Origin of the sequence: Phenylobacterium hankyongense (assembly GCF_003254505.1) — a bacterium.
GTDB classification, from domain to species: Bacteria; Pseudomonadota; Alphaproteobacteria; order Caulobacterales; family Caulobacteraceae; genus Phenylobacterium; species Phenylobacterium hankyongense.
On the sequence record NZ_QFYP01000001.1, the window covers coordinates 1,306,713 to 1,332,541 of the forward strand.

At 66.3% G+C, this 25,829-nt stretch carries 25 protein-coding genes; 20 read left to right on the plus strand and 5 right to left on the minus strand.

Annotation, left to right across the window (positions count from 1 at the left end; all coding sequences use genetic code 11):
* Positions 1 to 140: 140 nt before the first annotated feature.
* Positions 141 to 2,072, plus strand: coding sequence for an SGNH/GDSL hydrolase family protein (locus DJ021_RS06300; RefSeq protein ID WP_111456737.1), 1,932 nt, complete (start codon positions 141 to 143; stop codon positions 2,070 to 2,072).
* 18 nt (positions 2,073 to 2,090) lie between these two features.
* Here the strand turns inward: DJ021_RS06300 and DJ021_RS06305 are convergent, their stop codons facing one another.
* The gene (locus DJ021_RS06305) at positions 2,091 to 2,549 is read right to left on the minus strand and encodes a MarR family winged helix-turn-helix transcriptional regulator (RefSeq protein WP_111456738.1); all 459 of its coding nucleotides are present in this window, start codon (positions 2,547 to 2,549) and stop codon (positions 2,091 to 2,093) included.
* A 360-nt stretch (positions 2,550 to 2,909) separates the two neighbouring features.
* Between DJ021_RS06305 and DJ021_RS06310 the strand changes: the two genes are divergently transcribed.
* From DJ021_RS06310 to DJ021_RS18655, 13 genes are all read left to right on the plus strand, one after another.
* The gene (locus DJ021_RS06310) at positions 2,910 to 4,850 is read left to right on the plus strand and encodes a methyl-accepting chemotaxis protein (RefSeq protein WP_111456739.1); all 1,941 of its coding nucleotides are present in this window, start codon (positions 2,910 to 2,912) and stop codon (positions 4,848 to 4,850) included.
* A 2-nt stretch (positions 4,851 to 4,852) separates the two neighbouring features.
* Complete coding sequence (locus DJ021_RS06315) at positions 4,853 to 5,164, plus strand: STAS domain-containing protein (RefSeq protein WP_207801782.1); 312 nt, start codon at positions 4,853 to 4,855, stop codon at positions 5,162 to 5,164.
* Complete coding sequence (locus tag DJ021_RS06320) at positions 5,161 to 5,526, plus strand: response regulator (protein ID WP_111456740.1); 366 nt, start codon at positions 5,161 to 5,163, stop codon at positions 5,524 to 5,526. Before DJ021_RS06315 ends, DJ021_RS06320 begins: the two co-directional genes overlap by 4 nt.
* 20 nt (positions 5,527 to 5,546) lie before the next feature.
* On the plus strand, positions 5,547 to 7,682 hold the full coding sequence (locus DJ021_RS06325) for a chemotaxis protein CheA (protein WP_111456741.1): 2,136 nt from the start codon (positions 5,547 to 5,549) through the stop codon (positions 7,680 to 7,682).
* Between the two features lie 5 nt (positions 7,683 to 7,687).
* Complete coding sequence (locus DJ021_RS06330; protein WP_111458999.1) at positions 7,688 to 8,155, plus strand: chemotaxis protein CheW; 468 nt, start codon at positions 7,688 to 7,690, stop codon at positions 8,153 to 8,155.
* Entirely contained in the window at positions 8,152 to 9,033 is an 882-nt protein-coding gene (locus DJ021_RS06335) for a CheR family methyltransferase (protein WP_207801783.1), read from the plus strand. The genes DJ021_RS06330 and DJ021_RS06335 overlap by 4 nt, the downstream gene beginning before the upstream one ends.
* Positions 9,030 to 10,058, plus strand: coding sequence for a protein-glutamate methylesterase/protein-glutamine glutaminase (locus tag DJ021_RS06340; protein ID WP_111456742.1), 1,029 nt, complete (start codon positions 9,030 to 9,032; stop codon positions 10,056 to 10,058). Before DJ021_RS06335 ends, DJ021_RS06340 begins: the two co-directional genes overlap by 4 nt.
* The gene (locus DJ021_RS06345) at positions 10,058 to 10,447 is read left to right on the plus strand and encodes a response regulator (protein WP_111456743.1); all 390 of its coding nucleotides are present in this window, start codon (positions 10,058 to 10,060) and stop codon (positions 10,445 to 10,447) included. Before DJ021_RS06340 ends, DJ021_RS06345 begins: the two co-directional genes overlap by 1 nt.
* On the plus strand, positions 10,444 to 11,007 hold the full coding sequence (locus DJ021_RS06350; RefSeq protein WP_111456744.1) for a chemotaxis protein CheD: 564 nt from the start codon (positions 10,444 to 10,446) through the stop codon (positions 11,005 to 11,007). Before DJ021_RS06345 ends, DJ021_RS06350 begins: the two co-directional genes overlap by 4 nt.
* 10 nt (positions 11,008 to 11,017) lie before the next feature.
* Positions 11,018 to 11,371 (plus strand): hypothetical protein, encoded by a 354-nt coding sequence (locus DJ021_RS06355; RefSeq protein ID WP_111456745.1) that lies wholly within the window; start codon positions 11,018 to 11,020, stop codon positions 11,369 to 11,371.
* Entirely contained in the window at positions 11,371 to 11,958 is a 588-nt protein-coding gene (locus DJ021_RS06360) for a response regulator (protein WP_111456746.1), read from the plus strand. Before DJ021_RS06355 ends, DJ021_RS06360 begins: the two co-directional genes overlap by 1 nt.
* On the plus strand, positions 11,955 to 12,416 hold the full coding sequence (locus tag DJ021_RS06365) for a hypothetical protein (protein ID WP_111456747.1): 462 nt from the start codon (positions 11,955 to 11,957) through the stop codon (positions 12,414 to 12,416). The genes DJ021_RS06360 and DJ021_RS06365 overlap by 4 nt, the downstream gene beginning before the upstream one ends.
* A gap of 376 nt (positions 12,417 to 12,792) precedes the next feature.
* Positions 12,793 to 13,260 (plus strand): hypothetical protein, encoded by a 468-nt coding sequence (locus DJ021_RS18655; RefSeq protein ID WP_133254954.1) that lies wholly within the window; start codon positions 12,793 to 12,795, stop codon positions 13,258 to 13,260.
* Here DJ021_RS18655 and DJ021_RS06375 read toward each other — a convergent pair.
* Positions 13,247 to 13,471: a helix-turn-helix domain-containing protein gene (locus tag DJ021_RS06375; protein WP_341538131.1), complete on the minus strand. Its 225-nt coding sequence runs from the start codon at positions 13,469 to 13,471 to the stop codon at positions 13,247 to 13,249. The genes DJ021_RS18655 and DJ021_RS06375 overlap by 14 nt on opposite strands.
* A 247-nt stretch (positions 13,472 to 13,718) precedes the next feature.
* Between DJ021_RS06375 and DJ021_RS06380 the strand changes: the two genes are divergently transcribed.
* The 6 genes from DJ021_RS06380 to DJ021_RS06405 all read left to right on the plus strand — a co-directional run bounded on the left by DJ021_RS06380 (position 13,719) and on the right by DJ021_RS06405 (position 19,574).
* On the plus strand, positions 13,719 to 14,114 hold the full coding sequence (locus DJ021_RS06380) for a hypothetical protein (protein ID WP_111456749.1): 396 nt from the start codon (positions 13,719 to 13,721) through the stop codon (positions 14,112 to 14,114).
* A gap of 204 nt (positions 14,115 to 14,318) precedes the next feature.
* A complete protein-coding gene (locus tag DJ021_RS06385; RefSeq protein ID WP_111456750.1) occupies positions 14,319 to 14,600 on the plus strand; it encodes a MerR family transcriptional regulator in 282 nt (93 codons plus the stop codon).
* Positions 14,597 to 17,218: a hypothetical protein gene (locus DJ021_RS06390; protein WP_111456751.1), complete on the plus strand. Its 2,622-nt coding sequence runs from the start codon at positions 14,597 to 14,599 to the stop codon at positions 17,216 to 17,218. The genes DJ021_RS06385 and DJ021_RS06390 overlap by 4 nt, the downstream gene beginning before the upstream one ends.
* Positions 17,219 to 17,561: 343 nt before the next feature.
* Positions 17,562 to 17,873, plus strand: coding sequence for a hypothetical protein (locus tag DJ021_RS06395; RefSeq protein ID WP_111456752.1), 312 nt, complete (start codon positions 17,562 to 17,564; stop codon positions 17,871 to 17,873).
* An 11-nt stretch (positions 17,874 to 17,884) separates the two neighbouring features.
* Positions 17,885 to 19,138 carry a tyrosine-type recombinase/integrase gene (locus DJ021_RS06400; RefSeq protein WP_111456753.1) on the plus strand — a complete coding sequence of 418 codons (1,254 nt, stop codon included), beginning with the start codon at positions 17,885 to 17,887 and terminating at the stop codon, positions 19,136 to 19,138.
* Positions 19,139 to 19,163: 25 nt separating this feature from the next.
* The gene (locus tag DJ021_RS06405; RefSeq protein WP_111456754.1) at positions 19,164 to 19,574 is read left to right on the plus strand and encodes a hypothetical protein; all 411 of its coding nucleotides are present in this window, start codon (positions 19,164 to 19,166) and stop codon (positions 19,572 to 19,574) included.
* Between the two features lie 642 nt (positions 19,575 to 20,216).
* On the opposite strand, the gene DJ021_RS06410 is transcribed toward DJ021_RS06405, so the two are convergent.
* The 3 genes from DJ021_RS06410 to DJ021_RS06420 form a co-directional block, all read right to left on the minus strand.
* Entirely contained in the window at positions 20,217 to 23,096 is a 2,880-nt protein-coding gene (locus tag DJ021_RS06410; protein WP_165837127.1) for a Z1 domain-containing protein, read from the minus strand.
* 5 nt (positions 23,097 to 23,101) lie between these two features.
* The gene (locus DJ021_RS06415) at positions 23,102 to 24,028 is read right to left on the minus strand and encodes a PD-(D/E)XK motif protein (protein ID WP_243626115.1); all 927 of its coding nucleotides are present in this window, start codon (positions 24,026 to 24,028) and stop codon (positions 23,102 to 23,104) included.
* 89 nt (positions 24,029 to 24,117) lie between these two features.
* Positions 24,118 to 25,596, minus strand: a complete 1,479-nt coding sequence (locus DJ021_RS06420; RefSeq protein WP_111456757.1) for an ATP-binding protein — start codon at positions 25,594 to 25,596, stop codon at positions 24,118 to 24,120.
* Positions 25,597 to 25,829 lie beyond the last annotated feature (233 nt).

A 25,829-nucleotide genomic window follows, 5' to 3' on the forward strand; every position in this document is an offset into this window, starting at 1 on the left:
GCGCGATGCGATCCCGCCGCCGAAACCGTTCCATCAAAACAAATTCAAGAACCGTGGCCGCTCAAAAGACTCCCGCCCCGGCGGCGGTGGGCGCTTCACTGGCCGAAGAGACGATCCGTCGATGGGGGTAGGGACCTCCGATGCCCGATGACGTGCAAAGTCCCGGCGCAGCCCTGCCGGCGTTTTCCGGGGTCTTCGTGTTCGGCGACAGCCTGGTCGATCCGGGCAACGACCTGAAGGCGGGCGTGCTGCTCGGCCGGCTGCCGTTCGTCGACATACCGAGCGGCGCGCCCACCGCCGACCAGGGCTATTTCCAGGGCCGGTTCACCGACGGCTACAACGCCGCCGACCTGATCAGCAACAAGCTGCTGCAGGCGCCCACGCAGGCGACCTTTCCGTACGGATTCAAGGATCCGCTGCTCGGCCTCTCGATCCCGTTCCTGAACCGGCCGGACGGCGCCAACCTGAGCTTCGCCTACGGCGGCGCGCTGGCCCTCCAGGGCCCCTTCGACCTGGCCCCGGGCCTGGACGCCCAGACCGGGATCTACCACCACTTCACCCCGGACCCGAACGCGCTCTACGTGGTCGCCATCGGCTCCAACGACGTCATCGACCTGGTCCCCAAGAGCGGCGATCCCGTCACCGGCGCCGCCGCCGACGCCCGCCTGTCGGCCATCGCCTCGGAGATCACCAAGGAGGTCGCGCAACTCTATGCGCGCGGCGTGCAGCACGTGCTGGTGGCGGGGATCCCCGACGTCGGCCTGATCCCGGACTACAGGGGCGCGGAGAACGAGGCCGCCCGGCGAAGCCTCGTCAGCACATACGCCGAACGGGCCGACGCCCTGCTCAAGGCGGATCTCGGCGGCCTGACGCTGCCGGCCGGCGCGACGCTCACCGACTACAACTTCCTCGGCTACACCCACGCCGTGATCGCCGATCCGGCGGCCTATGGGTTCACCAACGTGACGCAGGCCCGCACCTCGGTGCAGGCGGGCGCCCTGGACCCGGTCGGGCACGGCTTCCTGTTCTTCGACGCCTTTCACCCTTCGGCGCAGGCGCACGCGCAGATCGCCGGGGAGATCCTCGACGCCCTGCAGGGGGCGCCGCCCAGCTGGTCCGCGCCGCCGGCGATCGGCTCGCAGGCCGCCGGGGCCATCCCGGTGGGCGGCGCAGACAGCTTCACCGCCTCGCTCGCGGCGGGCGCGACCTATGTGGTCGACCTGCTGGGGGTGAGCAGCGGCGCCGGGTCGCTCGCCGACCCGCTGGTGCGCGTCCTCGACGCTTCCGGGGCGGTGGTGGCCGGGGACGACGACAGCGGCCTGGGGCTCGACCCGCACCTGCAGTTCGTGGCCCCGACGAGCGGCGACTATACGATCCAGGTGCTGGGGGTCGGGGTGACCGGCGGAACCTATCGCCTGCAGGCGGGTGAGCCGAGCGGATCGAACCTGCTCACGTCCGGCCGGCTGCGGGGCTCGGACGTCACGGTGCAGGGCGGGGCCGCGAACGACACCATCGCCGCGGAAGCCGGCGCCAACTACCTGCGCGGCGGCGACGGCGCCGATTCGATCCTGGGCGGCTCGGGGTTCGACGACATCAACGGCAACAAGGGCGACGACACCCTCGACGGCGGCGCCGGCGGCGACGACTGGCTGGTCGGCGGCCAGGGCAATGACCTGATCACCGCCCACGCCGGCGGCAACATCCTCTACGGCAACATCGGCGCCGACACGCTGAACGGCGGCTCAGGGAACGAGATCCTCCGCGGCGGCCAGAACGACGACGTCATCTACGGCGGCGCGGGCAATGACTGGCTGTCCGGCGACCGCGGCAACGACACCCTCACCGGCGGCCCCGGCGCGGACATCTTCCACAGCTTCGCCGCCGCCGGCCTCGACCGGGTGCTCGACTTCAGCCTGGCGGAAGGCGACCGCGTGCAGCTGGATCCCGGCACGGCTTACGCCCTGGCCCAGGTCGGGGCCGACACGGTCATCGACATGGGCGGCGGGAACCAGATGGTGCTGGCCGGGGTCGCCCTGGCGAGCTTGCCGGCCGGCTGGATCTTCGAGGCCTAGCCCGCCGGGGCGGCGGGGTCAGACGCGCGCCAGGCGCCCGGAGAGCCGCCTCAGGATCATGACGCAGCTCGCCAGATCGTCGGCGCTCATCTCGGCGAACATCTCCTGCTCGAGGCCGGTGACGATCTCCTTGGCCTGGCGCAGCACCGGCATGGCCGACGGCTTGATCACGAGGACCTTGACCCGGCGGTCGTCGGCGCGCGCGCGGCGCTCCACCCAGCCCTGGGCTTCCAGCGCATCCACCAGCCGCACGACGGTCGGCTCCTCCACGCCGAGGCGCTCGGAGAGTTCGCGCTGCGGCATGCCCTGGGGGGCCCGGGCGATCTCGGCCAGGGCGGCGCAGCGGGCGTCCGTCTGGCCGATAGCCTTCAGCCGCTCGTTCAGGCGCGTCCGCCAGCGCCGGCCGACCAGGATCAGGCCCTGGGTAAGGACACCACAGACGTCCTCGTCATCCCGCTCCGCTTCACAAGTCTGCACGTTTTCCGTCCCTGAACGCCGCTAACGCCCCACGCGCAAACGTCCGATACCACCATAAGACGACTTAGAGTGGTGATTACCTCACGAATTCCAGCAACCTGCGACAATGTGACTTGATTGGTGGGCGGACGACCTCGCGAAAGCCTCAGGTATCACGTTATGCCAAGTGCACCCGCGTTTACCGCGCAAGCTGACCGCCATGCTATATTTCGGCGTGAAATGCTTATCGTGATAATTATTATATGCGTAAGTAACGCGCAGGTATAGCGGCCGCTGTTAGTAATGAATTTTAAACACGGTTCGTCCAAACGTGGCGACAACGAGGCATTCGGCCTCATCGTTTCGGCGAGGTCGTCACCAATGTTCCTGAATAATCTGAAGATCTCCACCAAGATCATGATGGTGACGGGGATCACATCCCTGCTCAGCGGATTGATGATTGTGTTTTCGGTGTTCCAGCTGAACGCGATCACCGCAACCTATAACGGGATCGTCGAGCGGCAGAGCCCCGCGATCGTCGATACGGTGCGCGCCAACCGCGCCGCGGAATCGCTTGGCGCCAACGGCTACCGGACGGTCGTCTTTGACGGCGCGAGCGAAGACTGCCGACAGGCCGCCGCGGCGGCCCGGGTCGAGGCCCAGGAGATGATGCGCCTCTTCGCGGAGGCCAAGGCGCTGGCGCCGGAGCGCGCCGCCGAACTGCAGGCCTTCAGCGACCGCGCGGCCCAGATGTCAGCCGGGGTGCTCGACGCGGCCGCGCACGGCGTCGCGAACGACAACGTCTACGCCACCAAGACGATGAAGACGAACGACGAGAAGCTCAAGGCGTTCGCCAGCGACCTCACGAAGTTCAACACCGCCTGGATCGCCGACAACAACAAGGCCTCGGTCGCCGCAGCGGCGGCGTCCCACCTGGCCTCGGTGCTGCTGATCGGCCTGGGGCTCGTCAGCCTGGTCGGCGGCGTGGTGTTCAGCCTCTGGATGGCCACCAGCAAGATCTCCAAGCCGCTCGTCCACCTTTCGGGCGACATGGAGCGGTTGGCCCGCAGCGACTTCTCGGTGGAGGTCGACGGTCAGGATCGGCGCGACGAGGTCGGCCAGATGGCCCGCTCGGTGCAGGTCTTCAAGACCAACGGCATGGAGATGCAGCGCCTCGAAAAGGAGGCCGCCGACCAGCGCCGCCAGGCCGAGGAAGAGCGCGCCCGCAACGAGGCCCTGCAGGCCGAAGCCGCCCGCCAGCAGGCCCAGGTGGTCAGCTCGGTGGCCACCGGCCTGGAGAAGCTCTCGGCCGGCGAGCTCACCTATCGGCTGAGCGAGGCCTTCGCGGCCGAGTACGAAAAGCTGCGCGAGGACTTCAACGGCGCCATGGAGCAACTGCAGGAGACCATGAAGGTGATCTCCGGCTCCACCCAGGGCATCCGCTCCGGCACCGACGAGATCAGCCAGGCGGCCGACGACCTCTCGAAGCGCACCGAACAGCAGGCCGCCAGCCTGGAAGAGACCGCCGCCGCGCTCGACCAGATCACCGCCACCGTCCGCAAGACCGCCGAGGGCGCCAACCACGCCCGCGACGTGGTCTCCGCCGCCAAGGCTGACGCCGAACACTCCGGCCAGGTGGTGCGCGACGCCGTCGCCGCGATGACCGAGATCGAGAATTCGGCCCAGCAGATCAGCCAGATCATCGGCGTGATCGACGAGATCGCCTTCCAGACCAACCTATTGGCGCTGAACGCCGGGGTCGAGGCCGCCCGCGCCGGCGACGCCGGCCGGGGCTTCGCGGTGGTCGCCTCCGAGGTCCGGGCGCTCGCCCAGCGCTCGGCCAGCGCCGCCAAGGAGATCAAGACCCTGATCTCCGCCTCCACCTCCCAGGTCGAGCAGGGCGTCGAGCTGGTCGGCGAGACCGGCAATGCGCTGACGCGCATCGTCGCCCAGGTGGCCGACATCAACAGCGTGGTCTCGGAGATCGCCGCCTCGGCCCAGGAACAGGCCACCGGCCTGCACCAAGTGAACACCGCGGTGAACCAGATGGACCAGGTCACCCAGCAGAACGCCGCGATGGTCGAGCAGTCGACCGCCGCCAGCCACAGCCTGGCCCAGGAAGCCGAAGAGCTGGGGCGGCTGATCGGCCGCTTCCAGGTCGGCGCCCCGGCGGTGATCTCGCCGCCGCACCGCGCGGCCGCCCGCCCGGCCGCCGCGCCCACGCGCACCGCCCTGAAGACCGTCTCCACCTCCGGGCGCGGTGGCGGCGCGGCCCGCAAGCCTGAACCGACCGGCGACGCCGACAGCTGGGAAGAATTCTAGCCATGGCGACGCCGAACCCGCTTCCCGCCACGCCGGCGGCCATGGTTCGCCTCGGTGAGGTCCTCGACCTCAACGCGGCGACACCGCTGGCGACCGAACTGCTGGCCCTGCGCGGGCGCGACCTGGAGGTCGACGCCTCCGCCGTCCAGCGCCTTGGGGCCCAGTGCCTGCAGGTCCTGCTCTCGGCGCGCGACACCTGGGACGCCGACGGCGCCGGCTTCGCCGTGGTCGGCCCGTCGCCGGAGTTCAGCGCCGTGCTGGCCCTGCTGGGCGCCCCCATCGAGCTCTTCCAACACCGGGAGCATTGCGCGTGAGCAAGACCATCCTGACCGTCGATGATTCCCGGACCATGCGGGACATGCTGCGCATGGCGCTGGTGGACGCGGGCTTCCAGGTGATCCAGGCCGAGGACGGGGTCCACGGCCTCGAGGTGCTGGCCGGCGAAGCGCCCGACGTCATCGTCACCGACATCAACATGCCGCGCATGGACGGCTACGGCTTCATCGAGGGCGTGCGCGCCGACCCGCGCCACCGCGCCATCCCGATCCTGGTGCTGACCACCGAGTCGTCGCTGGAGAAGAAGACCCGGGCCCGCGACGCGGGCGCCACCGGCTGGATCGTCAAGCCCTTCAACCCCGAGAAGCTGGTGGACGCGATCCGCCGGGTCGCGGCCTGAGCGTGAGTGGGGGCCGGGCGATGGATCCGATGGCGGAGATCAAGGCGACCTTTTTCCAGGAGTGTGAGGAGCAGCTCGCCGAACTGGAGACCGGGCTGCTCGCCATGGAGGAAGGCGACGACAGCTCGGAGACCGTCAACGCCGTGTTCCGGGCCGTGCACTCGGTGAAGGGCGGCGCCGGCGCCTTCGGCCTCGACGACCTGGTGCGCTTCGCCCACGTGTTCGAAACCGCGCTCGACGAGATGCGCGCCGGCCGGCTGGCGCCCTCGCCCGAACTGCTCAAGCCGATGCTGCGGGCCGCCGACGTGCTCGCCGACCTGGTGCGCGCGGCGCGTGACGGCGGCGAGGTCGATTCGGTGCGCAGCGACGCCGTCGCCGCCGAGATCGCCGCCTTCACCGGCGACGCCGGCGCCGAGGAGACGGACGACGACGGCATGGACGGCCTGGTGTTCCAGCCCATGCAGGTGGCGCTTGCGCCCGCCGCGCCGGCCGCCTCCGCCGAGGGCTGGACCGTGCGCTTCAAGCCGCGGGTCGAGCTCTACAAGAAGGCCAACGAGACCGTGCTGCTGCTGCGCGAGCTGGCGCGGCTGGGCGAGGTGGAGGTCGAGCTGGACGCCAGCGACCTGCCGCTGCTGCCGCACCTCGACCCGGAAGGCGCCTACCTGGCCTGGACCGTGCGACTGCGCGGCGACGCCGGCGAGGCGGCGGTCCGCGAGGTGTTCGAATTCGTCGACAGCGACTGCGAGCTGGACGTGCGCCGCGCCGGGGAAGCCGCCGCCGCGCCCGCGCCGGACCTCGATATCGCCGCCCTGATCAGCCAGGCGCAGGCCGCCGTCGACGACGCGGGGCCGCCCGTGCTCGACGCCGATCCGGCCGCGCCGGCGCCGGCCGCGCAGGCCGCGGCCGCCGGACGTCCCGAGCCGGCCAAGGCCAACACCCCGGGGGCCGCCAACGCCCCGGGCGCCACCATCCGCGTCGACCTGGAACGGGTGGACCGGCTGATCGACCTGGTCGGCGAGCTGGTCATCAACCAGGCCATGCTGGCGCAGCGGGTGACCGAGGCAGGCATGGCGCGGGCCTCGAGCGTCGCCGTGGGCCTCGACGAGCTGGAGCAGCTCACCCGCGAGATCCAGGACAGCGTCATGGCGATCCGCGCCCAGCCGGTGAAGTCGGTGTTCCAGCGGATGCCGCGGCTGGCCCGCGAGGTCGCCAGCGCCACCGGCAAGCAGGTCCGCCTGGTCACCGAGGGCGAGGGCACCGAGGTCGACAAGACCGTTATCGAGCGGATCTCCGACCCGCTCACCCACATGATCCGCAACGCCATCGACCACGGGCTGGAGACGCCCGAGCGCCGGCGCGAAGCCGGCAAGAACCCCGAGGGCGTGGTGCGGCTCTCGGCCCTGCACCGCTCCGGGCGGATCGTCATCGAGGTGGCCGACGACGGGGCCGGCATCAACCGCGAGCGGGTCAAGGCGATCGCCGTCGAGAAAGGCCTGATCGCCCTCGACGCCGCCCTGTCCGACGAGGAGATCGACAACCTGATCTTTGCGCCGGGGTTCTCCACCGCCGACGCGGTGTCCGACATCTCCGGGCGCGGGGTCGGCATGGACGTGGTCAAGCGCTCCATCCAGGAGCTCGGCGGCCGGATCTCGATCGCCTCGCGGCCCGGTCTCGGCTCGACCTTCACCATGAGCCTGCCGCTGACCCTGGCGGTGCTGGACGGCATGGTGCTGTCGGCCGGCCAGCAGACCCTGGTGGCGCCGATGACCGCCATCGTCGAAACCCTGCAGCCCAAGCGCGCCGAGGTGCACAGCGTCGGCGGCGGCGCGCGCGTGATCTCCATCCGCGGCGCCTATGTGCCGCTGGTCGACGTCGGGATGGCGCTTGGCTACCGGCCCGACGCGCTCGACGCCGAACAGGGCGTGGCGCTGCTGATCGAAGGCGAGGGCGGGGCCCGCGCCGTGCTGCTGGTCGATGCGATCCAGGGCCAGCGCCAGGTGGTGATCAAGAGCCTGGAAGCCAACTACCAGCGCGTGCCCGGCATCGCCGCGGCCACCATCCTGGGCGACGGCCGCGTCGCCCTGATCCTCGACATCGACGCCCTCGTCGCCGCCTCCCGCGCGGTCGAGGCCCCCCGGCTCCTCCAAGCAGGATGATCTCCATGAGCGACTCCCCCACGCCCGCCGGCCTCGGCCGCGAACTGATCTCGTTCCGGATCGGCTCGCAGGAGTTCTGCGTCGACATCATGTCGGTGCGCGAGATCCGCGGCTGGACGCCGGCCACCGCCCTGCCGCGGGCCCCGGCCTTCGTGCGCGGGGTGATCAACCTGCGCGGCGCGGTGCTGCCGATCGTCGACCTCGGGGCCCGCCTGGGCCTCGGCGCCGCCGACCCGACCGCCCGCCACGTGATCATCGTCGCCCAGGTGGAGAACCAGGTGGTGGGCCTGTTGGTCGACGCCGTCTCCGACATCCTCACCGTCACCGACGACATGGTGCAGGCGACGCCCGACGTGGCCTCGGAGATGGTCCGGATGTTCGTCCGCGGCCTGCTGGCCATCGACGGCCGGATGGTCTCCTTCATCTCGCTCGACCGGGTGCTGCCGGACGGCGACCTCGACATCGCGGCATGAGCCTCGCCGCGCAGATGACTGTTCGCGACGACCGGCAGCAGCTGGTGGATGGGGAGTTCCTGTTCACCGCCGAGGACTTTCGCCGGATCGCCGCGACCCTGCACGCAGCCTCCGGGATCGCGCTGCCGGAATCCAAGGCGACCCTGGTCTATTCCCGCCTCGCCAAGCGCCTGCGGACGCTGGGACTGGAAAGCTTCCGCGACTACTGCGCCCTGGTCGCCGGCGCCGGCGGCCTCGACGAACGCCAGCAGATGATCGTGGCGCTGACCACCAACGTCACCCGCTTCTTCCGCGAGCCGCACCACTTCGAGCACCTGAAGACACAGGTGCTGCCGCCCCTGCTCGCCGCCGCCCGTCGCGGGGCGCCGGTGCGGATCTGGTCCGCCGGCTGCTCGAATGGCCAGGAGCCCTACTCGATCGCGCTGACCATCCTGTCGATGATGCCCGAGGCGCCGGAGCACGACATCCGCGTGCTGGCCACCGACATCGACAGCCAGATGATCGCCGAGGGCCGCGCCGGCCTCTACGGCGCCGGCGCCATGGCCCCGGTGCCGGGCGAGCTGCGCGCCCGCTGGTTCGAACGCGAGGGCGACGACTGGCGGGCCTCCGATCCGCTGAAGAAGCTGGTGGTGTTCAACGAGCTCAACCTGATGACCGACTGGCCCATGCGCCGGCAGTTCCAGGCGATCTTCTGCCGCAACGTGGTGATCTATTTCGAAGAGGCCACCCAGGCCAAGGTGTTCGGCCGCTTCCTGCCGCTGATGGGGCCGGACGCGCGGCTCTATATCGGCCACTCCGAGCGACTCTGCGGCGAGGCCGCCCAGCGCCTCGAGACCGATGGCGTCACCACCTATCGCCTGCGGGGCGCCGCCCGATGATCCGCGTGCTGGTCGTCGACGACTCCGCCACCATGCGCAGCCTGATCGCCGCGGTGCTGTCGCGCGATCCGGAGATCGAGGTGGTCGGCCAGGCGGGCGACCCGCTGGAGGCCCGCGACGCCATCAAGGCGCTCAATCCCGACGTCATCACCCTGGACGTCGAGATGCCGAACATGAACGGCATCGACTTCCTCGAACGGATCATGCGGCTGCGGCCGATGCCGGTGGTGATGGTCTCGACCCTCACCGTGCGCGGCGCCGAGGTGACCCTGGAGGCGCTGGAGCTGGGCGCCGTCGACTGCGTCGCCAAGCCTTCGACCGGCGGCCTGGAGGGCTTCCAGGAACTGCCGGAGAAGGTGAAGACCGCGGCCCGCGCCAAGGTGCGGCCGCTGCCCCCGCGCGGCGCGGCGCCGCCGCAGCCGCTGCAGCACACCGCCGACGGGCGGGTGGTGGCCATCGGCTCCTCCACCGGCGGCGTCGAGGCCTTGATCGCCGTCCTCGGCCGCTTTCCGGCCAACTGCCCGGCGACGGTGATCACCCAGCACATGCCGGCCGCCTTCACCAAGAGCTTCGCCGATCGGCTGGACCGCCTCTGCGCGCCGAAGGTCGAGGAGGCCTATGACGGCGCGCCGCTGGCCGCCGGCCGGGTCTATGTGGCGGCCGGCGGCGCCTGCCACCTGGAAGTCGTCGGCGCCGCGCAGCTGCGCTGCCGGGTGCAGCCCGGCGAGCCGGTGAACGGCCACCGGCCGTCGGTGGACGTGCTGTTCCGGTCGGTGGCCAGGACGGTCGGCCGCCGCGGCGTCGGCCTCATCCTCACCGGCATGGGCCGCGACGGGGCCCAGGGCCTCTTGGAGATGCGCCAGGCCGGCGCCCACACCCTCGGCCAGGATGAAGCCAGCTGCGTCGTCTACGGCATGCCCAAGGCGGCCTTCGAAATCGGCGCGGTCGAGCGCCAGGCGCCTCTCGACCGGCTCGCCGGCGAGCTGCTGAAAACTTCCGGTCCCACCAAACTCGAGAGAGCCTGATGCCTTCCGCGGCCGCGTTGAACGTCCTCATCGTCGATGATCAGCAAACCATGCGTTCGCTCGTGCGCACGGGCCTGCAGCAGCTGGGCTTCAAGGAATTCAAGGAGTGTCCCGACGGCGAGGAGGGGCTCCGCGCCATGCTCGTCGGCCGCACCGACCTGGTGATCTCCGACTACAACATGCCCAAGCTGGACGGCCTGGGCCTGCTGCGGGCGATCCGCAGCCACGAGCCGATCCGCACCACCGCCTTCATCATGCTCACCGGCCGGGCCGACAAGGACCTGGTCGCCCGGGCGGTGCAGTTCGGGGTCAACAACTACCTGGTGAAGCCGTTCACCGTGGCCACCCTCAAGGAGAAGATCGAGGCGGTCTTCGGCCCGCTGACATGAGCTGGTCCGGCGCACTGTCCGACGGCGATCCCCCGCGTCCGATCCACATCGTGCAGGGCGAGCATCACGTCACCGACGACCCGCAGGCGGTGCTGACCACCATCCTCGGCAGCTGCGTCGCCGCCTGCCTGCGCGACCCGCTGGCCGGGGTCGGCGGGATGAACCACTTCCTGCTGCCGGGCGGCGATCCGCGCGACGCCGGGACCGACTGCGTGCGCTATGGCGTCCACGCCATGGAGCTGCTGGTCAACGCCCTGCTGGTGCGCGGCGCGCGCCGGGACCGGCTGGAGGGCAAGCTGTTCGGCGGCGCGCGCCTGGTGAAGGGGCTGACCGACGTCGGCGCCCAGAACGCCGACTTCGCCGAGGACTTCCTGCGTCGCGAGGGCTTGCGCCACGTCGGCGGCTCGCTGCGCGGCGAGCGCGGCCGCCGGCTGCAGTTCTGGCCGGTGGCCGGCCGCGCCCGCCAGGTGCTGCTGGCCAAGGAGACGCCCGAGATGCTGGCGCGCGAGGTCCGCCCGCCGCCCGCCACCGTCCACGCCGGCGCCCTCGAACTGTTCTGAGATCACGCCCATGCCCCCGCTTTCCTCTCCCGAGGTCCCGCTGAGCCAGGTGCTGGCCACCTGCGCCGGCGAACTCGCCGATCTCGCAGCCCGCTGCGGGCGATTGCAGACGACGCTCTCGCCCGCGCTGGCGCGCACGGCGGACCTGGAGGACGGCCAGGCGCTCGACCTCGTCACCCAGACCCTGGAAGCCCTGTCGGCCTACATGGGCGCCCTCGGGCGCGGCCTGCCCGCCGCCTGGACGGCGGATGCGGCCGCGGCCGCGGCCGGCTTGCCGCTGGCCGACCTCGCCGCACGCCTGCAGGGCCTCGCCGCGGCGGCGGCGGCGGACAGCGGCGAGCTCGACCTGTTCGAGGCCGGGTGATGAGCGAGCTGCGCCTCAACCTCACCAAGGCCTCGGTGCTGCTGGTGCAGCACAGCCTCACCGAGCTCGACATCCTCGGCCAGGTGTTCATCGGCTTCGGGGTCAAGTCGATCCGCAAGTGCCAGGCCATCGACGAGGCCGGGGAGGCGGTGCGCCGCACGCCGTTCGACCTGATCATCGTCGACTGCGACCTGCCGGCCGGCCAGGGCTTCACCTTCGTCAGCGCGATCCGCCGCATGGAGGACAACCCGAACCGGCTGGCCCCGATATTGCTGATCTCCGGCCACACCGCCCCCGGCGCGGTGACCCGGGCCCGCGACTCCGGCGCCAACTTCGTGGTCGCCAAGCCGATCACCCCGAAGGTCATGTTCGACCGGGTGATGTGGCTGGCGCGCGAGACGCGGCAGTTCGTGGACAGCGAGGGCTACGCCGGCCCCGACCGCCGCCACAAGTCCTTCGGCCCGCCGCCGGGCCAGAAGGGCCGCCGCTGCGACGACCTCTCCGCCGAGGTCGGCCGCCCGGTCGGCCCCGACCTGTCGCAGTCGGACATCGACGCCCTGTTCAATCCAAAGAGAGCCGTCGCGTGAGACCTGCCAACATCTTCAAATACCAGAACCGCCTGGCCAAGGCGGTCGGCTCCCGCACCGGCATGACCGCCCAGGAGGCGATCCCCGCCGCCCAGGCCCGCGTCGAGCTGGTCCGCGAGCCGACGCTGGCCGAGATCGACGCGGCGCTGGGCGAGATCTACGGCCTGTCCGAACCGCTGAAGGCCGAGCACGACCGCGCCGGGCTGCGGCGCATGTACGACGCCGCCAACCTGATCGTGGCGACGGCCGGCGTCTTCGGCCTGGAGGAGCTGGGGCAGGCGGCCTGGAGCCTCTGCGAGCTCGCCAGCCGCTTCGAAGCCACCGGCCGGTTCAGCTGGGCGATGATCGCCGTGCACATCGATGGGCTGCGGCTGCTGCGCTACCCCACCGACCACCCCCGCGCCCACCGCGAAGCGGTGCTCGCCGGCCTGCGCCAGGTGACCGCCAGCATCGTCTGACGGCGGAGGTCGAGGTGCGTTGGGCCGCGGACCTTTTCATGCCTGCTCGACTGACGCCGGACAGCAAAACGCCGCCCCGAGGGCGGCGTTAGGTCTCTGCATTTACAGAGAGAATTTGGAGCGGGCGAAGAGATTCGAACTCTCGACCCCAACCTTGGCAATCGAGAGGGCGGGGCGTCTCGGCATTTGAGATGGGTGCTGGGGATTACCAGGAATTGCAAGAAGGTGCTGGGGCGGGCTCGCGGAACACCTCGGAGTTGCAGGTTTCGAACTGTTGGCGGAACCTGCAACCAACGTTGATTTTCGATCAGCAGCCAAACTGCAACAAGGTTGCAACCGAGCGCACGCGCTCACGACCCAACGAGAGCCGTTCCCAATGCCGGCACCACCCCCTGAAGCGGATGAGCTGTTCGACCTTTATCGGGAGTGTGAACACGTCCTGAAACGAGCCGGGCTTATCGATCCAAGTCGAAAGCGCGCGAGCGTCGATTGGGAGGCGTTCGCCCGGCAGCTAGGCGATGAATTCTTCCACGAAATGGCCGCTTCTGGTGAGGTGGGGACCTTGATTGCTGAACCGCCGCGCATCCTCATGCGTGACAGCCTCACCTTTGAACCTCCCGTCCCCGCACCAATCACTGACGTAGTCGGTCTGCTCGTGCGCGGCGTCTGCCAGGTCCGACACAACTATGCTCACGGTGAGAAATTTATTGGTGAAGGCGACTTCCAACGAGACACCGCACTCGTTCGTCAGGCGCTCTTTGTCTTGACGCGAGCTGCAGAACGACATGAAGCATTCAGCGCGCCTCCCGGAGCTTCAAGGGAGACGCATATCAGGCCGGCTTGAGGAGCAGCCAGCTAGACACTTCTAACGCCGCTGCGATGCGCTCAATGTTGTCAATCGACACGTTTCGCTCAGCGCGCTCGATAGAGCCGATGTAGGTCCGGTGCAGGCCGCAGGCGTCAGCGAAAGCCTCCTGGCTCAAGCCGGCGGCTTTGCGAAGTCGTCTGACATTCGCAGCAAACACCTTCCTGAGACTGATTGCTGGCCCGTCCACGCCCCGGACGGTCGAGAAATGATGACTTTACATCTACAGACGATACGTAGCGTCTCGTTGATGACTATAGGTAGCGCCTGCTCACTTGTCCCTCACACCACTCCCTACCCCTGAACCCGAGAGATACCTGGTTGTCAGGAGTCAGGCTGACGTTGAACGCCACCTCGATCTGATCCGGGCGTCTGCGGCGCGCGCCCAGGCATGGGTGATCTCCCACCGGGGAGACCCGCTCGACCTACTGCGACAGATGAAATTCCACCCCGTTGGCTTCCACCCAATCGAGGATCGGCCGCTGAATCTCGTGGAGCAGCTGAACCAGACCTGGACCTACGCCGTCGCGCTGGAGGCCGCCCGAAAGTTGCTTGAGCTTCACCCAGACGCTGGCGGCTTCAACGTCGCACCCGGCGCGCATATGTCGATCCCCCTCGACATCATGAGCATTGCACCAGGGATCGTCGGTGCCGAGACCTTCGCCGTGACGAAGCCAGGCAGTAACAACAAGCTGAACAAGGATTTGGCCAAGCTTGCGGCACGGCCGGAGAAGCACCGCTACGTCTTCTTTAGCGCGCCAGGCTTCGCCGAGACGGTGCGAATTCCGCGCTACGAACGCGAAGGCGTAGAAGTGTGGTCAGTTGCCATCTGACTCGAATCCCGGCTGGAAAGAGCTATGAGGATTGGTGTTCGCCCCGAGAGCATGGGGCCCCCGGCAGCACCCCTCCCAGTCTCAGTTAAAACCGGACATATAGATGCCGATTCGGCGTCCGCGGGGAGCCCCCAGGAGAGGGGGGACCTCCCAGGCAAAGCGAATCACCTTTGATGTGTCGGCCTCACTAACCACGAGGCAAACATGTCCAAGACGATTGCGAAGGTGCCCGCGACCCTGCGGCACACAGAACCCCCCTATCAACCCGGCCCGTCGACAGACGGCGACCCGCCTGCCCCTGACTTCAACCGGCTCTATTCGATCCGGCAAGCCGCCGACGTGACGGGAATCCACTACTGGCTCCTGCTTAAGGCCGTGAACAACGGCGACGTGCCGAGCTATCAGTTCGGCAATGCTCGGCGGCGAGTGCGCCTGCCCGACATCGAAGCAGCCATCGCGGTCGCGGGCCGCGGGGGGCGCGCATGACTCAGCCCCTCATCATTGCGCCGCGCTTGATGGTCGAAACCATCTATGGCCGAAGCTTTCCTGGATATCTCCCCTTGTGGGAGCGCCAGGGAAAGACGACGCGGTTCTATTCCTCGACCCAGCTGGATCAGCTGGAGCATGAGGTCACGAGGCTCGCGCCGACCAACGATCTTTATATCGGCATCGCCACCCAGGAACATGATCTCGGCGCACGTAGCCGCGGCAAGGCGAGCACAACCGTGGCGAGCGGAAGCTTCCTGATCGATTTCGACTTCGCGACGAGCAAAGACAGCAGCAGAGCCTACCCGGAAGACGAGGAGCGCACGCTCGAAATCCTGGCGCGCTTCCCTCATCAGCCAGGAATCCTCCTTCGAACTGGCAGTGGCCTTCACGGCCACTGGCTATTTGAAGAGCTGGCGATCTTCGATGCGCCGAAGGGCCGTCGGGAGAATGAAGCTCAGCGGAGAGAGTTTGCGAGGCGGGTGAGCGAGCACTTTCAGGAGGCGGGTTATCAAATTGATCCGGTTCATGACATGGCGCGCGTTTGCCGGATCGTGGGCACCTTCAATCACAAGTCCAGGCCGCCCAAGCCTGTCGAAGCGATCCGTTTCGACCCGTCTTCGCGCATCGATCCGACGATGTTCGACCCGCCCACTGCGCGCGGAACGCGTGCCGCGAACCGGAGTGATGGGCCGCCGGCGCATCATGACCGGATCAAGCGGCGGTGTGCATGGTACGCCCACTACACCGGCCCTGGCGCCGCCGCTTGTCCGGAAAACGATTGGCACGCATTGGCGTCGATTACCGGCCGGACCCTCGAGGGTGGACGCGAGTTCCATGCGTTCAGCCAAGCGGATCCCCGCTACGACGAGCGCGAAGCATCCAAGAAGCTATCACGCGGCGTGAGTGAGGCGGGACCTAGGACGTGCACCGCCATTCGCGATGCCGGCAACGAACAGTTTTGCGGGCGCTGCCCCAAATGGGGCCAGATCACCTCGCCCCTGGAACTCGGCCGAGCCTATGACGCCGGGGCCATCGGACCCAAACCCTTCGGCTTCACCAATCATGGGGATTATGCACTTCTGGATCAGCAACGGCAGTTGATGCTGCTGCTTTCGGCCAACCAGTTGCTGGATGGCCGCACGCAACTTGGGTTGGCGGAGCGTTCCTTCTGGCAGCGTAATTTCCCTAGCCCGAAGGGCGGATACGATACGCAGGCGGCTGGTGAAGCCATCATCGGCGGCTGCAGAGAGCAAGGGCCGTTCAACCTGGCGACCGTGAAAGGCCGTGGCATCTGGCTCGAAGGGGATCGGGTGATCGCGAACCTCGGGGGAAAAATCCCCGACGACGTGAAGGGTGTCTTTCTTTGCTTCGAACCTCTCAAAGTGCCCGAGGCCACGGGCTTTCCCACGGCGCGGCTTTTCAAGGTTCTGGAAGCGCTGCCTTGGCGCTATCGCGCTGATGCGATGTTCTTGCTGGGCTGGCTGGCCATCGCGCCGATCTGTGGTGCCCTGAAGCAGAGACCACACTGCTTCGTCCACGGACCTCCCAACTCTGGAAAGACCACCCTTCAGAGCCTCGCCACCGATCTCGCCCGCCCGCTCGGCTTGTCCGCGGATGGGCAAAGCACGGAGGCCGGCATCCGGCAGGTGCTCGGCCCGGATAGCCGACCCATCTTCATCGACGAGTACGAGACCGACAATCGGCAAGACCGATTGGCGGGCATCATGAGGCTCGCGCGGAGTTCCTATTCGGCCGACGCGCCGGTGCTCCGGGGCACGCAGGGCGGGCAGGCGATCCAATACAGCCTCCGCACTTCCTTCTTCTTTTCGGCCGTGAACGTGACCAGCATGAGCCCGGCTGATGAAACCCGCATTTTCGTCTTGGAGCTGGTTTCGCACGCTGATGACCCCGAGGTTGGCCGCTTCATCACTTCGGAGCGTCAATTCTTCTCTGAGATGGGGCCGCAATGGTGCGCCTGGATGGTCGCCAATGTGACCAACCTCGTGAAGGGCGTAGACGTCTTCGAGGTGGCGATGCCGGCGCTCAACAGCCGGCACCGCACCAACGTCGCGACGATCCTGGCCGGTGCTTTTGCTGCCCTGCATGGACGCCCTCCGACTGAAGCTGAGGCAACGTCGTGGGTCGCCGAGTATGGAGACGCCATCAGCCGGCATAGCCGGTCACATGAGCGAAATGACTCTGCCGAAGCGCTCGCGCACCTGCTTGGTCATCTTGTGACGGACGGGACCGGCATGACGTACCCGCTCGGCCACTGGATCGCGCGAGAATTGGAGCTTCAGGACGGCCGCAAGATCCCCAATGACCTCGGGGAGGCCGGGCGGATCGTGGCCATCCACGATATGCGGTTGAACCTGACTGGTGATCAGCCTGGGCTGATGATCCGAAACGGTTCTCCGGCGATCGATCGCATCTTCCAGGGGAGCAAATGGGCCAATGGCGCATGGCGGCGCGCGCTCGGACAACTGCCCGGCGCGTTCACGCTTCGCGACCCTATCCGGTTCCCTAACTCCAGCCTCAAATGGAGGGCCGTGGGCCTGCCTCTGGAGGTGATCCCACCGCCCATGGACGGACGCCTCTTGAACGAGGAGTTCTGAGGGCACGGGACAGGACGGACATACAGGGTGGAGGGGGAGGTAGGTCGTCATGGACCTGCCCAGCCTCCACCCCTGGTGGGTGCCCGGGCGCTAGCCGGGCCGTCCCGTCCCCGCCCCGGATTTCACCCCCTACGAGGTTGGAATCACCCCGGCCGCGACGACCGCTTCTCGAAGGGAAGCCGCCTCGCCGACCCCTACCAGACAGGTCTCGGTTGCAACCTTGGTTGCAGATCGGGGCCGCTCGAAACATCGGGGGAATTATGCGGCGGTTTTCGTTGTGTTTTAATTTCAATGGGATAGCGGCCAGCGAGGCGCGGCTGGTCCCCGGAACCGGAGTTTGGAAATGACGGTCATCACCGACCCCGCCATCGCCACCAGCGGCGACCTCCAGCAGGCCCGCCAGGCGGCCGTGGAGGCCCACGAGGCGGCCCGCGCGGCCTGGGACCGCACCTCCACCGCTGAGGACGTCATGGTGGCCCGGCGGCTCAGCCGCGCCGCTGTCGTGCTGGCGTCCATGGACGCCTGGTGGCTGGAACAGCTGCACGCGGCCATGCTCGACTGCGAGATCGAGCACGCCGCTGATCTTCATGCGGAAGCTGTGGCCCGCCTGCTGGTCACCTGGGCTCCGCCATACCCGCCCGTGGGTAGCCGGTAGGCGGTGCGCTCATGAACGACTTCAAGATCACCATCACCAAGCGCGAGCGGCGCCGGCCAACGGCGGACGGAGGCACGGTCAAACAGGTTCGGTGGTTCCTGAATTATAACGACCCCAAAACCGGCCGGCGCATGCAGCCCTCGTTCGAGCGGCGCGGGGACGCCGAGGCCGCGCGGAACAAGGTCGTCGCGGCCGTCCACGGCGGCACCTACAATGACCGGCGCGGCGCGCCTACCGTCCGCGCCCTGGTCGATCACTGGCTCAAGTTCTGCAACGGCCGGGTCAAGCCCAGCACGCTGAAGGGCTACGAGATCGTCGGCGACGTCATCAGCGGCCCGCTGCTTCTGGGCACGCCCAGGCAGCGCTACGCCTACAGCCGCTACGGCGAGGCGCCCAAGGACGCGGTGTTCGAGCCGATGCTGGGAGACATCCTGGCGACCGACCTGACAACCTCCGAGATCCGCATGTGGCACACGCTCCTGAAGGATCAGGTGGGCTACTACACCGCCAACCGCGCCAAGTCGGTGCTGAAGAGCGTCCTGGCGCTGGGCGAGGAGGACTTCGGCGTCCGGCCGCCCTCCATGCCCACGCTGACCGGCCGCAGGGCGTCGCGCCCGCGGAAGACCATCCTGACGCCGGACCAAATCGCGACGGTGCTGGAGGCCGCCCAGACGGACCCGGAACGGGGCGTCTACTATGCCTTTCCCTTCCTGACCGGCACCCGGGCCAGCGAGCAGCTGGGCCTGCTGTGGGAGGACGTGGACTTTGACGCTGGCGTAATCCGCATCCGCCGCGTCCAAGAGCGCGACGGCTCCCTGTGCAACATGACCAAGACGGAGGCCGGCAGCCGGGAAATCCCGATGATGCCGCTGCTGCGCAAGCTGCTGGCGGACTGGCATGGGCGATGCCCGAGGGACCCTGAGTATCCCGACCGCGTCTTCCCGTCCCAGGGCCGCCCCCAGCCCTGGCCCAGGCCGCGCATCATGGGCGGCCGGCCTCTGAGCTACCAGAACTTCAGGAGCCGCTTCTGGGGGCCGATCTTCGCCGAGCTGGGCCTGCCCTACGTCGGCCTCCACACCGCCCGCCATAGCTTCATCTCGACGCTCCAGGCGCAGGGCGTGGAAGTGGGCCTTGTCGCCAAGCTCGCCGGCCATGCCAACCCGGCCGTGACCCTGGGCCACTACACCCAGGCCGTCCGGGGCGGTGGCGAGGCCGTGGAGCGCCTGCAAGAGGCCTACAGCGGCCCCAGCGTCGCCGCCGCGTGACCATCATCGATAATCGAGGACCATCATGGACATCGAAGACTTCATCAAGCTGTCCGCCAGCGAGGCGGGCGGGCTTTATCGGCACCACCGCGACGCGGGAGACGCGGAGGAAGCGTCGCGCCTCCATCAAGCGTATTACGAAGCTCATCGGGTTAGGCTGTCTGATGATCGCCAGCTTGCGGAGGCCCAGCTGGTCGCCGCTCCGCCTAGGTCCAGCAAAGTCGCACGGAAAGTTGACCGCTCGAAAGTGCGGCGCGTCGGCGTTGTCCTTTCTACTCTAGGCTTGGCTATTGGCCTCTTCGCCGCCGCAGCTGGCGTGGGCGCGGCTGGCCTGATCGTGGGGGGAGGTCTGGGGAGCAGCGGCTTCGCCCTCTGGCTTGTGGGCATTCTGGAGGATCAGCTGATTTCGGTTCGCTATGCGATCGAAGCCCGGTGATGGCCCTCCACAGCTTCTGATGTCCGAGGCCTTCAGCCGTCGCGCCCACGCCCGCATCCCGCGCCAGCCCGTCGTGCCGGACCAGCAGGGGATCCGTTTTCCCTATAGCCCCGTCAGGGGCTGTCTCTCTGGCGCTGAAGGAGTGTGCATACTGTGCAAGGAACCCACTCGTCCCAACAGGCACAACACATCCGGATGCATCGCAACGGGGCCACAGCACATGCCCGGTGGCACGGCGAAAACGGCTACCTGGACGCTTGAGGATACCGCAGCGGTCGCCCCACAGTCACATACTTCCACGGGCGCGACAGTTGCGCTGGAGCGGGCCGATCCTTACCGGCCTCGGGGTCGCGGCCAAGGGTACGCAAAGCAGCTTCTACAAGTTGTCCTGTGTGGCCCAGAGGCCTTCCCTGATAGAAATGGTGGTCCATCCGACCGCCGTTGCGGCCGTCCCAGGTCGTCCGGTGGGTGTCCACGATCTTTCCGGCGTTAGGTCCATCCCGCGAAGCCTCGCGCGGAATTACCGCGCCGATGAACACAGGTTGCCCATCCTCAAAGACGACGTCGTATTCCTTGACCGTTGGGACGGTCACCCGGACCACACGCCTATCCATGAAAGCTCTCCGTAGGTGATGAAGCTAGTTACTCAGCGGCGACAATCAGCGCCTCGGGCTCGTCCTGCTTCACTACGCCGAAGGTGATGGGCGTTTCGATCCCGTTGGCAGGGAACAGCAGGGTAAAGCCAGGAGTGAATGGTGGCTTCGGCTTCGCCGGCTTATCGGTGTCTGTGATGGGATAGAAAATCACAACGCCGCGCCGGGGGCGACGGAGCGCCGAAAGCTCCGGGTTTGGCTCCTCTAGCGCGACCTTCATCGTGATATGTTCAGCAAATTGCCGGTGGATTGGGTCGTTGTACGTGCTCAATCGATTTCCGCTATCCGGCCGCGACCTGAACACGACACCGAATTCCTCGCCGGCGAATTCATCCTTCGCCCGCGGCTCAGAAACTTGCGGGGCAAAGAACAGCCAATCGTCGATTTCCGGATCAGATTTTCCCGTGCGTTTCAGGAAATCAAGCTGCGCCAACATCGGGCTACCGGCCTTCCCCGACGGGTCCCGTGGGTTGAAATAGCGGTAGTCGGTAAGGAGAGCTACGACGGCCGCGGGTGAAATCGTTGCGAACTTCGCAGTCAGGGAGCCGTTGCGACCGCCGGCTAGCTTGGCAGTCAACTTCGCGGTCGAAAACGCGGCCCCAGCGAGAAGTCTTCCGATGGCCGCCCGGTTCTCGGCGATCACGTCCGGCTCCGTTGGGGCGAACGTCGATTCAGACAGCTGCCCCCCGAAATTCCTGAAGGTAATGCGCGCGTTATACATTTTGTTTGCCGCCGTCGGCTTCAGCATGTGGCTAGGGACCAGAGGCGGTATTTGGCGTGGGAGCACTCGCGGATCTTCGATCGAGGCGTAACGCTTTAGCTCCTCCCGGAACATTTCCTCATCGCGGCAAACTGCACCAAAGGCCTCGTAGAGGTTGATCTTCCGCAGCCCACGTTTGTCTATTTTCTCCTCCGTTCCGATGAAGAGGCGCACGAGGTCTCGGTAGCCATTACGAAAACCGAACCAGCGGCCCATCTGCATCAAGGTGTCCGCAGTCTGCGCGCGGCGCCGATAATAGCTGACGGTTAACCCTTCGACCGTGTAGCCGCGCGAAAGCTTCGTACCGCCCACGAGGAATTTCCAGACTGCTTGCCGATCGAAATCGGGCGTCTGTTCCTTGTTCTCGTTATTTAGGATCAGCACCGAGTCAGAAGGGTCGCCGATCAGCGACAGACATTCGGCAACAAACGGCAGAAGCGCTGCAAAATCGGCTGGGAACGCCATCTCCGGCTCTCGGCGAGCGCTGACCGGCCGGAAATCAGCCTCGAGGAGGCTTTCAAGGCGCTTCAGGCCCGCGCCGCCCTCATAGCCCGCGCGGAGGAATGTCTCTCGAACAGCCTTTGCCAGTTCCTTGTGATCTGCAACGCGTGCAGATGAGTGAATAAGCATCGTGTGATGGCGGAATTTAAGGTCGGCATCCCGCCTGAAGAGTTTGATCGCGCCGCTGAGCACGAAGCTATCAATAGCCTTCTGCAGATTCAGCGGATCTCCGTCGTCGCCCTTCACCGCTCGGACATAATCCCGCTCGTTGGGACGGGTCGCCTCATCGAGAGGACTTCCTTCCAGATCGTAGAAATCCGACACGCCCATATATTTTTCCGGGCGCGGGAGCGATATGAGGAAGTCTTTTGGAAATATATCTTCTTCGTTGCTAGGATCGACGAAGACGTTGGCGAACGGAGTGGCCGTATATCCGACATACTGGGCCCTCGGGAGAATTTTTAGTAAGTTTACAATTCCCAAATTGGTTGGCGCCTGCTTCTGTTTTTCGCCGTCCTTCGCGGGCTTGTTCGCGTTTATAGAAGCTTGGTCCGATTCATCGTCAATGATCAGCGCCGGAACTTGATCCAGCGGCGCTCCGATATTGTTCCGGCTGAGCAGCAGTAGATCCGCGAGAAGGCGCTCTAGGATCTTGCTGTGTTTTTTGACGATGGCGATGCGGGTCCCCGCGGTGAAGAGGTTGTCTCGGTCCCACAGCGGCTTGGTCGGATCGACACCCTCAAACTTCAACGCATCGACACCGCGACTCAGTTGCCGGTAGTCGGACTCCGGGCCTGTGAGCCGGTAGAGGTCAAAGCTGCCGAGTTCACTCGGCTTCGCGCCGTGCGCCAGGAATTTGTCCCAATCAGCATCCGAGACATAGTCGCGATCGAGCAGCTCCTGCCCGATCATATCTTTGTCTACACGCCTTTGGGTCTGAGACCGCAAGACGTCCAGAGTCCCGGCGAGAACGATGATCAGCTTGTAGCCGGCATCCGCGGCCTTCGCGATGACGCCGGTGAAGTTGGCGGTCTTACCGCTTTGCACGTATCCGACTACCAGGCCTTTTGACTGGAAGGCCTCGGGAGAGGTGGGGTCGGCCAAGCGCTCAACGACGCTTGTGGTGCTCTCGTCCAACTGTGCAATCGACTCATCGGCCCAACCTTCAGCCTCAAGTTGGCGCTTGTATGCTGACCAGTAGAAGTTTCGCGCCTGCCGGATCTCGTTGGTATACCAGCGCTTGTGCGCGCCCGCGATAACCACTGGCGGCGCGAGCCTATGGGGCGGAAAAAGTCGCTCACAGATTTCGACGAAGTCGTCCGCCAGCTTCAGCTGCCGGTAGATCAGCGCCCTCCGCTCATCGCTGTTTCGAGCCGTTCCCTCTGTCCACGCCTCGTCCCCCTCAGCGTCCCAGCCCGCGAGGGCGCGCCGAAAGATCCCGGCCGTATCGTCGCCGGCTGAGGCCCCGGCCAGATGGTCGCGCACTGTCTCCGGGTCGAAATCGTCCTGTTCGAAGTTCAAACTTGCGCTCAGTTTGAGGGCGCGGAATAGCGGCTTCGGACCTGATTGCATCGACCCTAAAGCACCGCCGAGTATGTCGAAGAGCATTGCCATTAGTCTCCGCTGCCGGCTTGTCGGGACGGTGGAATGATCCCGTCAAACTCAGGGGTCCCATCCGCAAATCCAAGGCCCGTGAGGTCCACGTCGTAGGTCGCAGCCACGACAAGATCGGTCGCATAGATGGCGGGCGCTGCCGCCAAGACATCGCGCGTTATCCTGGGACAACCGTCAGCGACGGGAACGAGCGATGCTGGCTCGGCCAGCTTCCGCCGGCGGGGATAGTGGGGCGCATCAATGTCTCGATACGCAACGGCGGACAGACCCGCATTTAAGGCCTTGAGCGCTGCCGCATCACCGTCAATTAGTGATCTTAGGTTTGAGATTAACTCAGGGAGCGTTTCGCCCCCCGAACCGGCGTCGACGAGGCGAAGCGATACCACAAAGAGGCGGCAGCCTGGGCTCGGAAGCAACTGGGACAACCCGTTTATGGTGTGAATTCGACGGGATGATCCGGTCGTTTTCACCTCAAGCTCGACTTCCGGAAATCGAAAATCGTGCGATTGCCGCGCATGTCCAGTCCACGATTCCACCGCAGAGCTGCCTGCCGCGCTGACCAGCCGGCGCAACACCCACAGCTCACCAAAAAGGCCGGCTTGGTGCTCTTCTGTGAGAACAACAGTCTCGCGGAGCAGGGCGGCCCATCGGACCAGGCTCGCCGCCAACGCAGGCCTCACGTCAACGGCTCGTCCGACGACGTCGAACGCCACGTCGGTCAGGAGTAGATAGAAATTGCGGAAGAGCGCGCGGCTGGTGGTGGCGACCTCTAGATGGCGCACGCCTAGGATTTTGACCTCGGCGACAGCGACGCTGTCCATGGGACTGGCTGGAATAGGGTCGTCACCCGTTATCGCGAACCGCGCTCCAATCCTGGCCGCGGCGGCATCGACAAAAATGGAGACGGCGGGATCGGCGCGGATCACCAGCAAGCCCGGAACGCCACTTTCGATGTAGTCCCTTCGCAGCCCCTCCCATCCAGGTAGGAGTTCAGCGAGTGTATCAGGAGCGCCGCTCATAGGGTCTTCACCGCCTCCAAAAGGACGGCGTTGCACCGCCTTATCCACTCTCGCCGTTGGGCTGAGAAACGGGCCCGCGAAAAGTCGTCCTGCAACAGAAGGAAGAGAAGCGTTTTGACAACGGGGGCGTCGGCACCTGAAGCGCGGGCGTGGCCTAAAATCAGGTGACGATATTTCTTGTTGAGGACGATGCGGTCATCGACCCGATCAAGGTCAAAGACCTTCCCTTTCGGAAGCGACTCCCAAGCAAAGTCGATTTCGCGCGCAACACCTTTTTTAGCCACGAGCTTGCGTACATTTCGTCTGACCTGGACGGGTACGCCAACGCCCGGGACAGCAGGCGCGGCAGCATTGGCCCTCGGCCGTCTTTTTTGGCTCCGGAGCATCGCCCGAGCGTCTTCGAGATAGTCGGCGAGACTACTTCCTCCCGCGCGCGCTCGGCTTAGCGCTTGCGTCAACGCCGTGCTGACTTGGATCGCCGACTTTTGAACGTTTGTGGCAGTCCCCTCCGAGGGGAGGTCAACCGCGATCCGAGCCAAGGCGAGCTCCGGATCGTTCGTATCCTTGAGGAAGTCGTTCCATCCGCCAGCCTGGATTAGCCGGTTGTTGCGATAGAAGTAGAAGCCCTGGTGCGGGGTCGCCCTGCGGCGCCCTAGCAGAAACTCCGGCGATGCGGCACCCGGAGGCCAAATGTGGCCCTCAAGCTTGATTTGGCCCGCGCCAGGTAGGTTCGTGGTGAAGGTTTTTGGGTATCCCGCTTTCCCCGGCGCGGGGTAGGCGAAAGGGTCGAGCGGCTTCACGACGTGCGGAAGCGCAAAATCGCTCTGTTCGCTTTTGGCTCGCAACAGGATCTTCAACCCACTCCTCGCTATGAATCGATGAAAAACTAGCCCCAGTTTTATTTCGAGTTGGCTCATTGTTTTCGCGAGGAATTCGTCAAGCTCGCCCTCGGCCGCGCCCAACCTATCCAGCCGATCCCAAACCACGACGGTGCCGTGTTTTCGCGTTTCGCCTTTCGATGAGAAGGCGCCCGCGAAGGCTTTCTCGGCCTCTTTTGGGTCCAACAGCTCGCAACGCCAGTCGGCTTTGATGGCCTCGTCCGTCCAGCGGCAAGCAGCGACCTTGCCAGCCTGGCGGCTTACAACGGTCAGGCTATGGCATTGGCTAAACGATGCGGACTTCATGCCTAGGCCGAAAGTCCCAAGGTCTGTCGGCTTGTGGCGAACCGACGTGGCAAACTGCATGGCAGTCTTGAGGGCCGAAGCTGACATGCCGCGACCATCGTCAGCGATGGTTACGGCCGTTAGGCGTTCGGTGTTTCGGAAGAACGTGATCTCGACAAGCGAAGCTTCTGCATCGATTGAATTGTCGATCAGGTCGGCAAGGGCTTCAGCCAGGTCATACCCAATGCGGGAAAAGGCCCGAGCGCTGCCCGCACTGTCCGGCGGCGCCTTGAAGGCGCCTATCGTCTTCATTGTTCCGAACACTATGAAGATGCCCCGTGGAACCCCGTTCCGAAGCCAGCTTGCGCCAGCTTGGCCGCGAATCGCAACTCCTGCGAGTGAGAGTGTGCGTTTGCGCGGAATCGAGGCCGCGGGCCCAACGCAGCGCTAAGCTAAACCTCAACCCTGGAAAGCCGCTCTCGCCTTATCTTCGCCTCCAAGCGCGCCAAGCCGGGTCGATCCGTCGAGAACTCAGCCCAAACTGC

What these genes read in the sequence shown, in the direction of transcription:
- DJ021_RS06300 (WP_111456737.1), top strand. Translation starts at nt 141, where the DNA reads ATGCCCGATGACGTGCAAAGTCCCGGCGCAGCCCTGCCGGCGTTTTCC.
- DJ021_RS06310 (WP_111456739.1), top strand. Translation starts at nt 2,910, where the DNA reads ATGTTCCTGAATAATCTGAAGATCTCCACCAAGATCATGATGGTGACG.
- DJ021_RS06315 (WP_207801782.1), top strand. Translation starts at nt 4,853, where the DNA reads ATGGCGACGCCGAACCCGCTTCCCGCCACGCCGGCGGCCATGGTTCGC.
- DJ021_RS06325 (WP_111456741.1), top strand. Translation starts at nt 5,547, where the DNA reads ATGGATCCGATGGCGGAGATCAAGGCGACCTTTTTCCAGGAGTGTGAG.
- DJ021_RS06330 (WP_111458999.1), top strand. Translation starts at nt 7,688, where the DNA reads ATGAGCGACTCCCCCACGCCCGCCGGCCTCGGCCGCGAACTGATCTCG.
- DJ021_RS06335 (WP_207801783.1), top strand. Translation starts at nt 8,152, where the DNA reads ATGAGCCTCGCCGCGCAGATGACTGTTCGCGACGACCGGCAGCAGCTG.
- DJ021_RS06340 (WP_111456742.1), top strand. Translation starts at nt 9,030, where the DNA reads ATGATCCGCGTGCTGGTCGTCGACGACTCCGCCACCATGCGCAGCCTG.
- DJ021_RS06345 (WP_111456743.1), top strand. Translation starts at nt 10,058, where the DNA reads ATGCCTTCCGCGGCCGCGTTGAACGTCCTCATCGTCGATGATCAGCAA.
- DJ021_RS06350 (WP_111456744.1), top strand. Translation starts at nt 10,444, where the DNA reads ATGAGCTGGTCCGGCGCACTGTCCGACGGCGATCCCCCGCGTCCGATC.
- DJ021_RS06355 (WP_111456745.1), top strand. Translation starts at nt 11,018, where the DNA reads ATGCCCCCGCTTTCCTCTCCCGAGGTCCCGCTGAGCCAGGTGCTGGCC.
- DJ021_RS06360 (WP_111456746.1), top strand. Translation starts at nt 11,371, where the DNA reads ATGAGCGAGCTGCGCCTCAACCTCACCAAGGCCTCGGTGCTGCTGGTG.
- DJ021_RS18655 (WP_133254954.1), top strand. Translation starts at nt 12,793, where the DNA reads ATGCCGGCACCACCCCCTGAAGCGGATGAGCTGTTCGACCTTTATCGG.
- DJ021_RS06380 (WP_111456749.1), top strand. Translation starts at nt 13,719, where the DNA reads ATGAAATTCCACCCCGTTGGCTTCCACCCAATCGAGGATCGGCCGCTG.
- DJ021_RS06385 (WP_111456750.1), top strand. Translation starts at nt 14,319, where the DNA reads ATGTCCAAGACGATTGCGAAGGTGCCCGCGACCCTGCGGCACACAGAA.
- DJ021_RS06390 (WP_111456751.1), top strand. Translation starts at nt 14,597, where the DNA reads ATGACTCAGCCCCTCATCATTGCGCCGCGCTTGATGGTCGAAACCATC.
- DJ021_RS06395 (WP_111456752.1), top strand. Translation starts at nt 17,562, where the DNA reads ATGACGGTCATCACCGACCCCGCCATCGCCACCAGCGGCGACCTCCAG.
- DJ021_RS06400 (WP_111456753.1), top strand. Translation starts at nt 17,885, where the DNA reads ATGAACGACTTCAAGATCACCATCACCAAGCGCGAGCGGCGCCGGCCA.
- DJ021_RS06405 (WP_111456754.1), top strand. Translation starts at nt 19,164, where the DNA reads ATGGACATCGAAGACTTCATCAAGCTGTCCGCCAGCGAGGCGGGCGGG.
- DJ021_RS06410 (WP_165837127.1), bottom strand. Translation starts at nt 23,096, where the DNA reads ATGCTCTTCGACATACTCGGCGGTGCTTTAGGGTCGATGCAATCAGGT.
- DJ021_RS06420 (WP_111456757.1), bottom strand. Translation starts at nt 25,596, where the DNA reads ATGAAGACGATAGGCGCCTTCAAGGCGCCGCCGGACAGTGCGGGCAGC.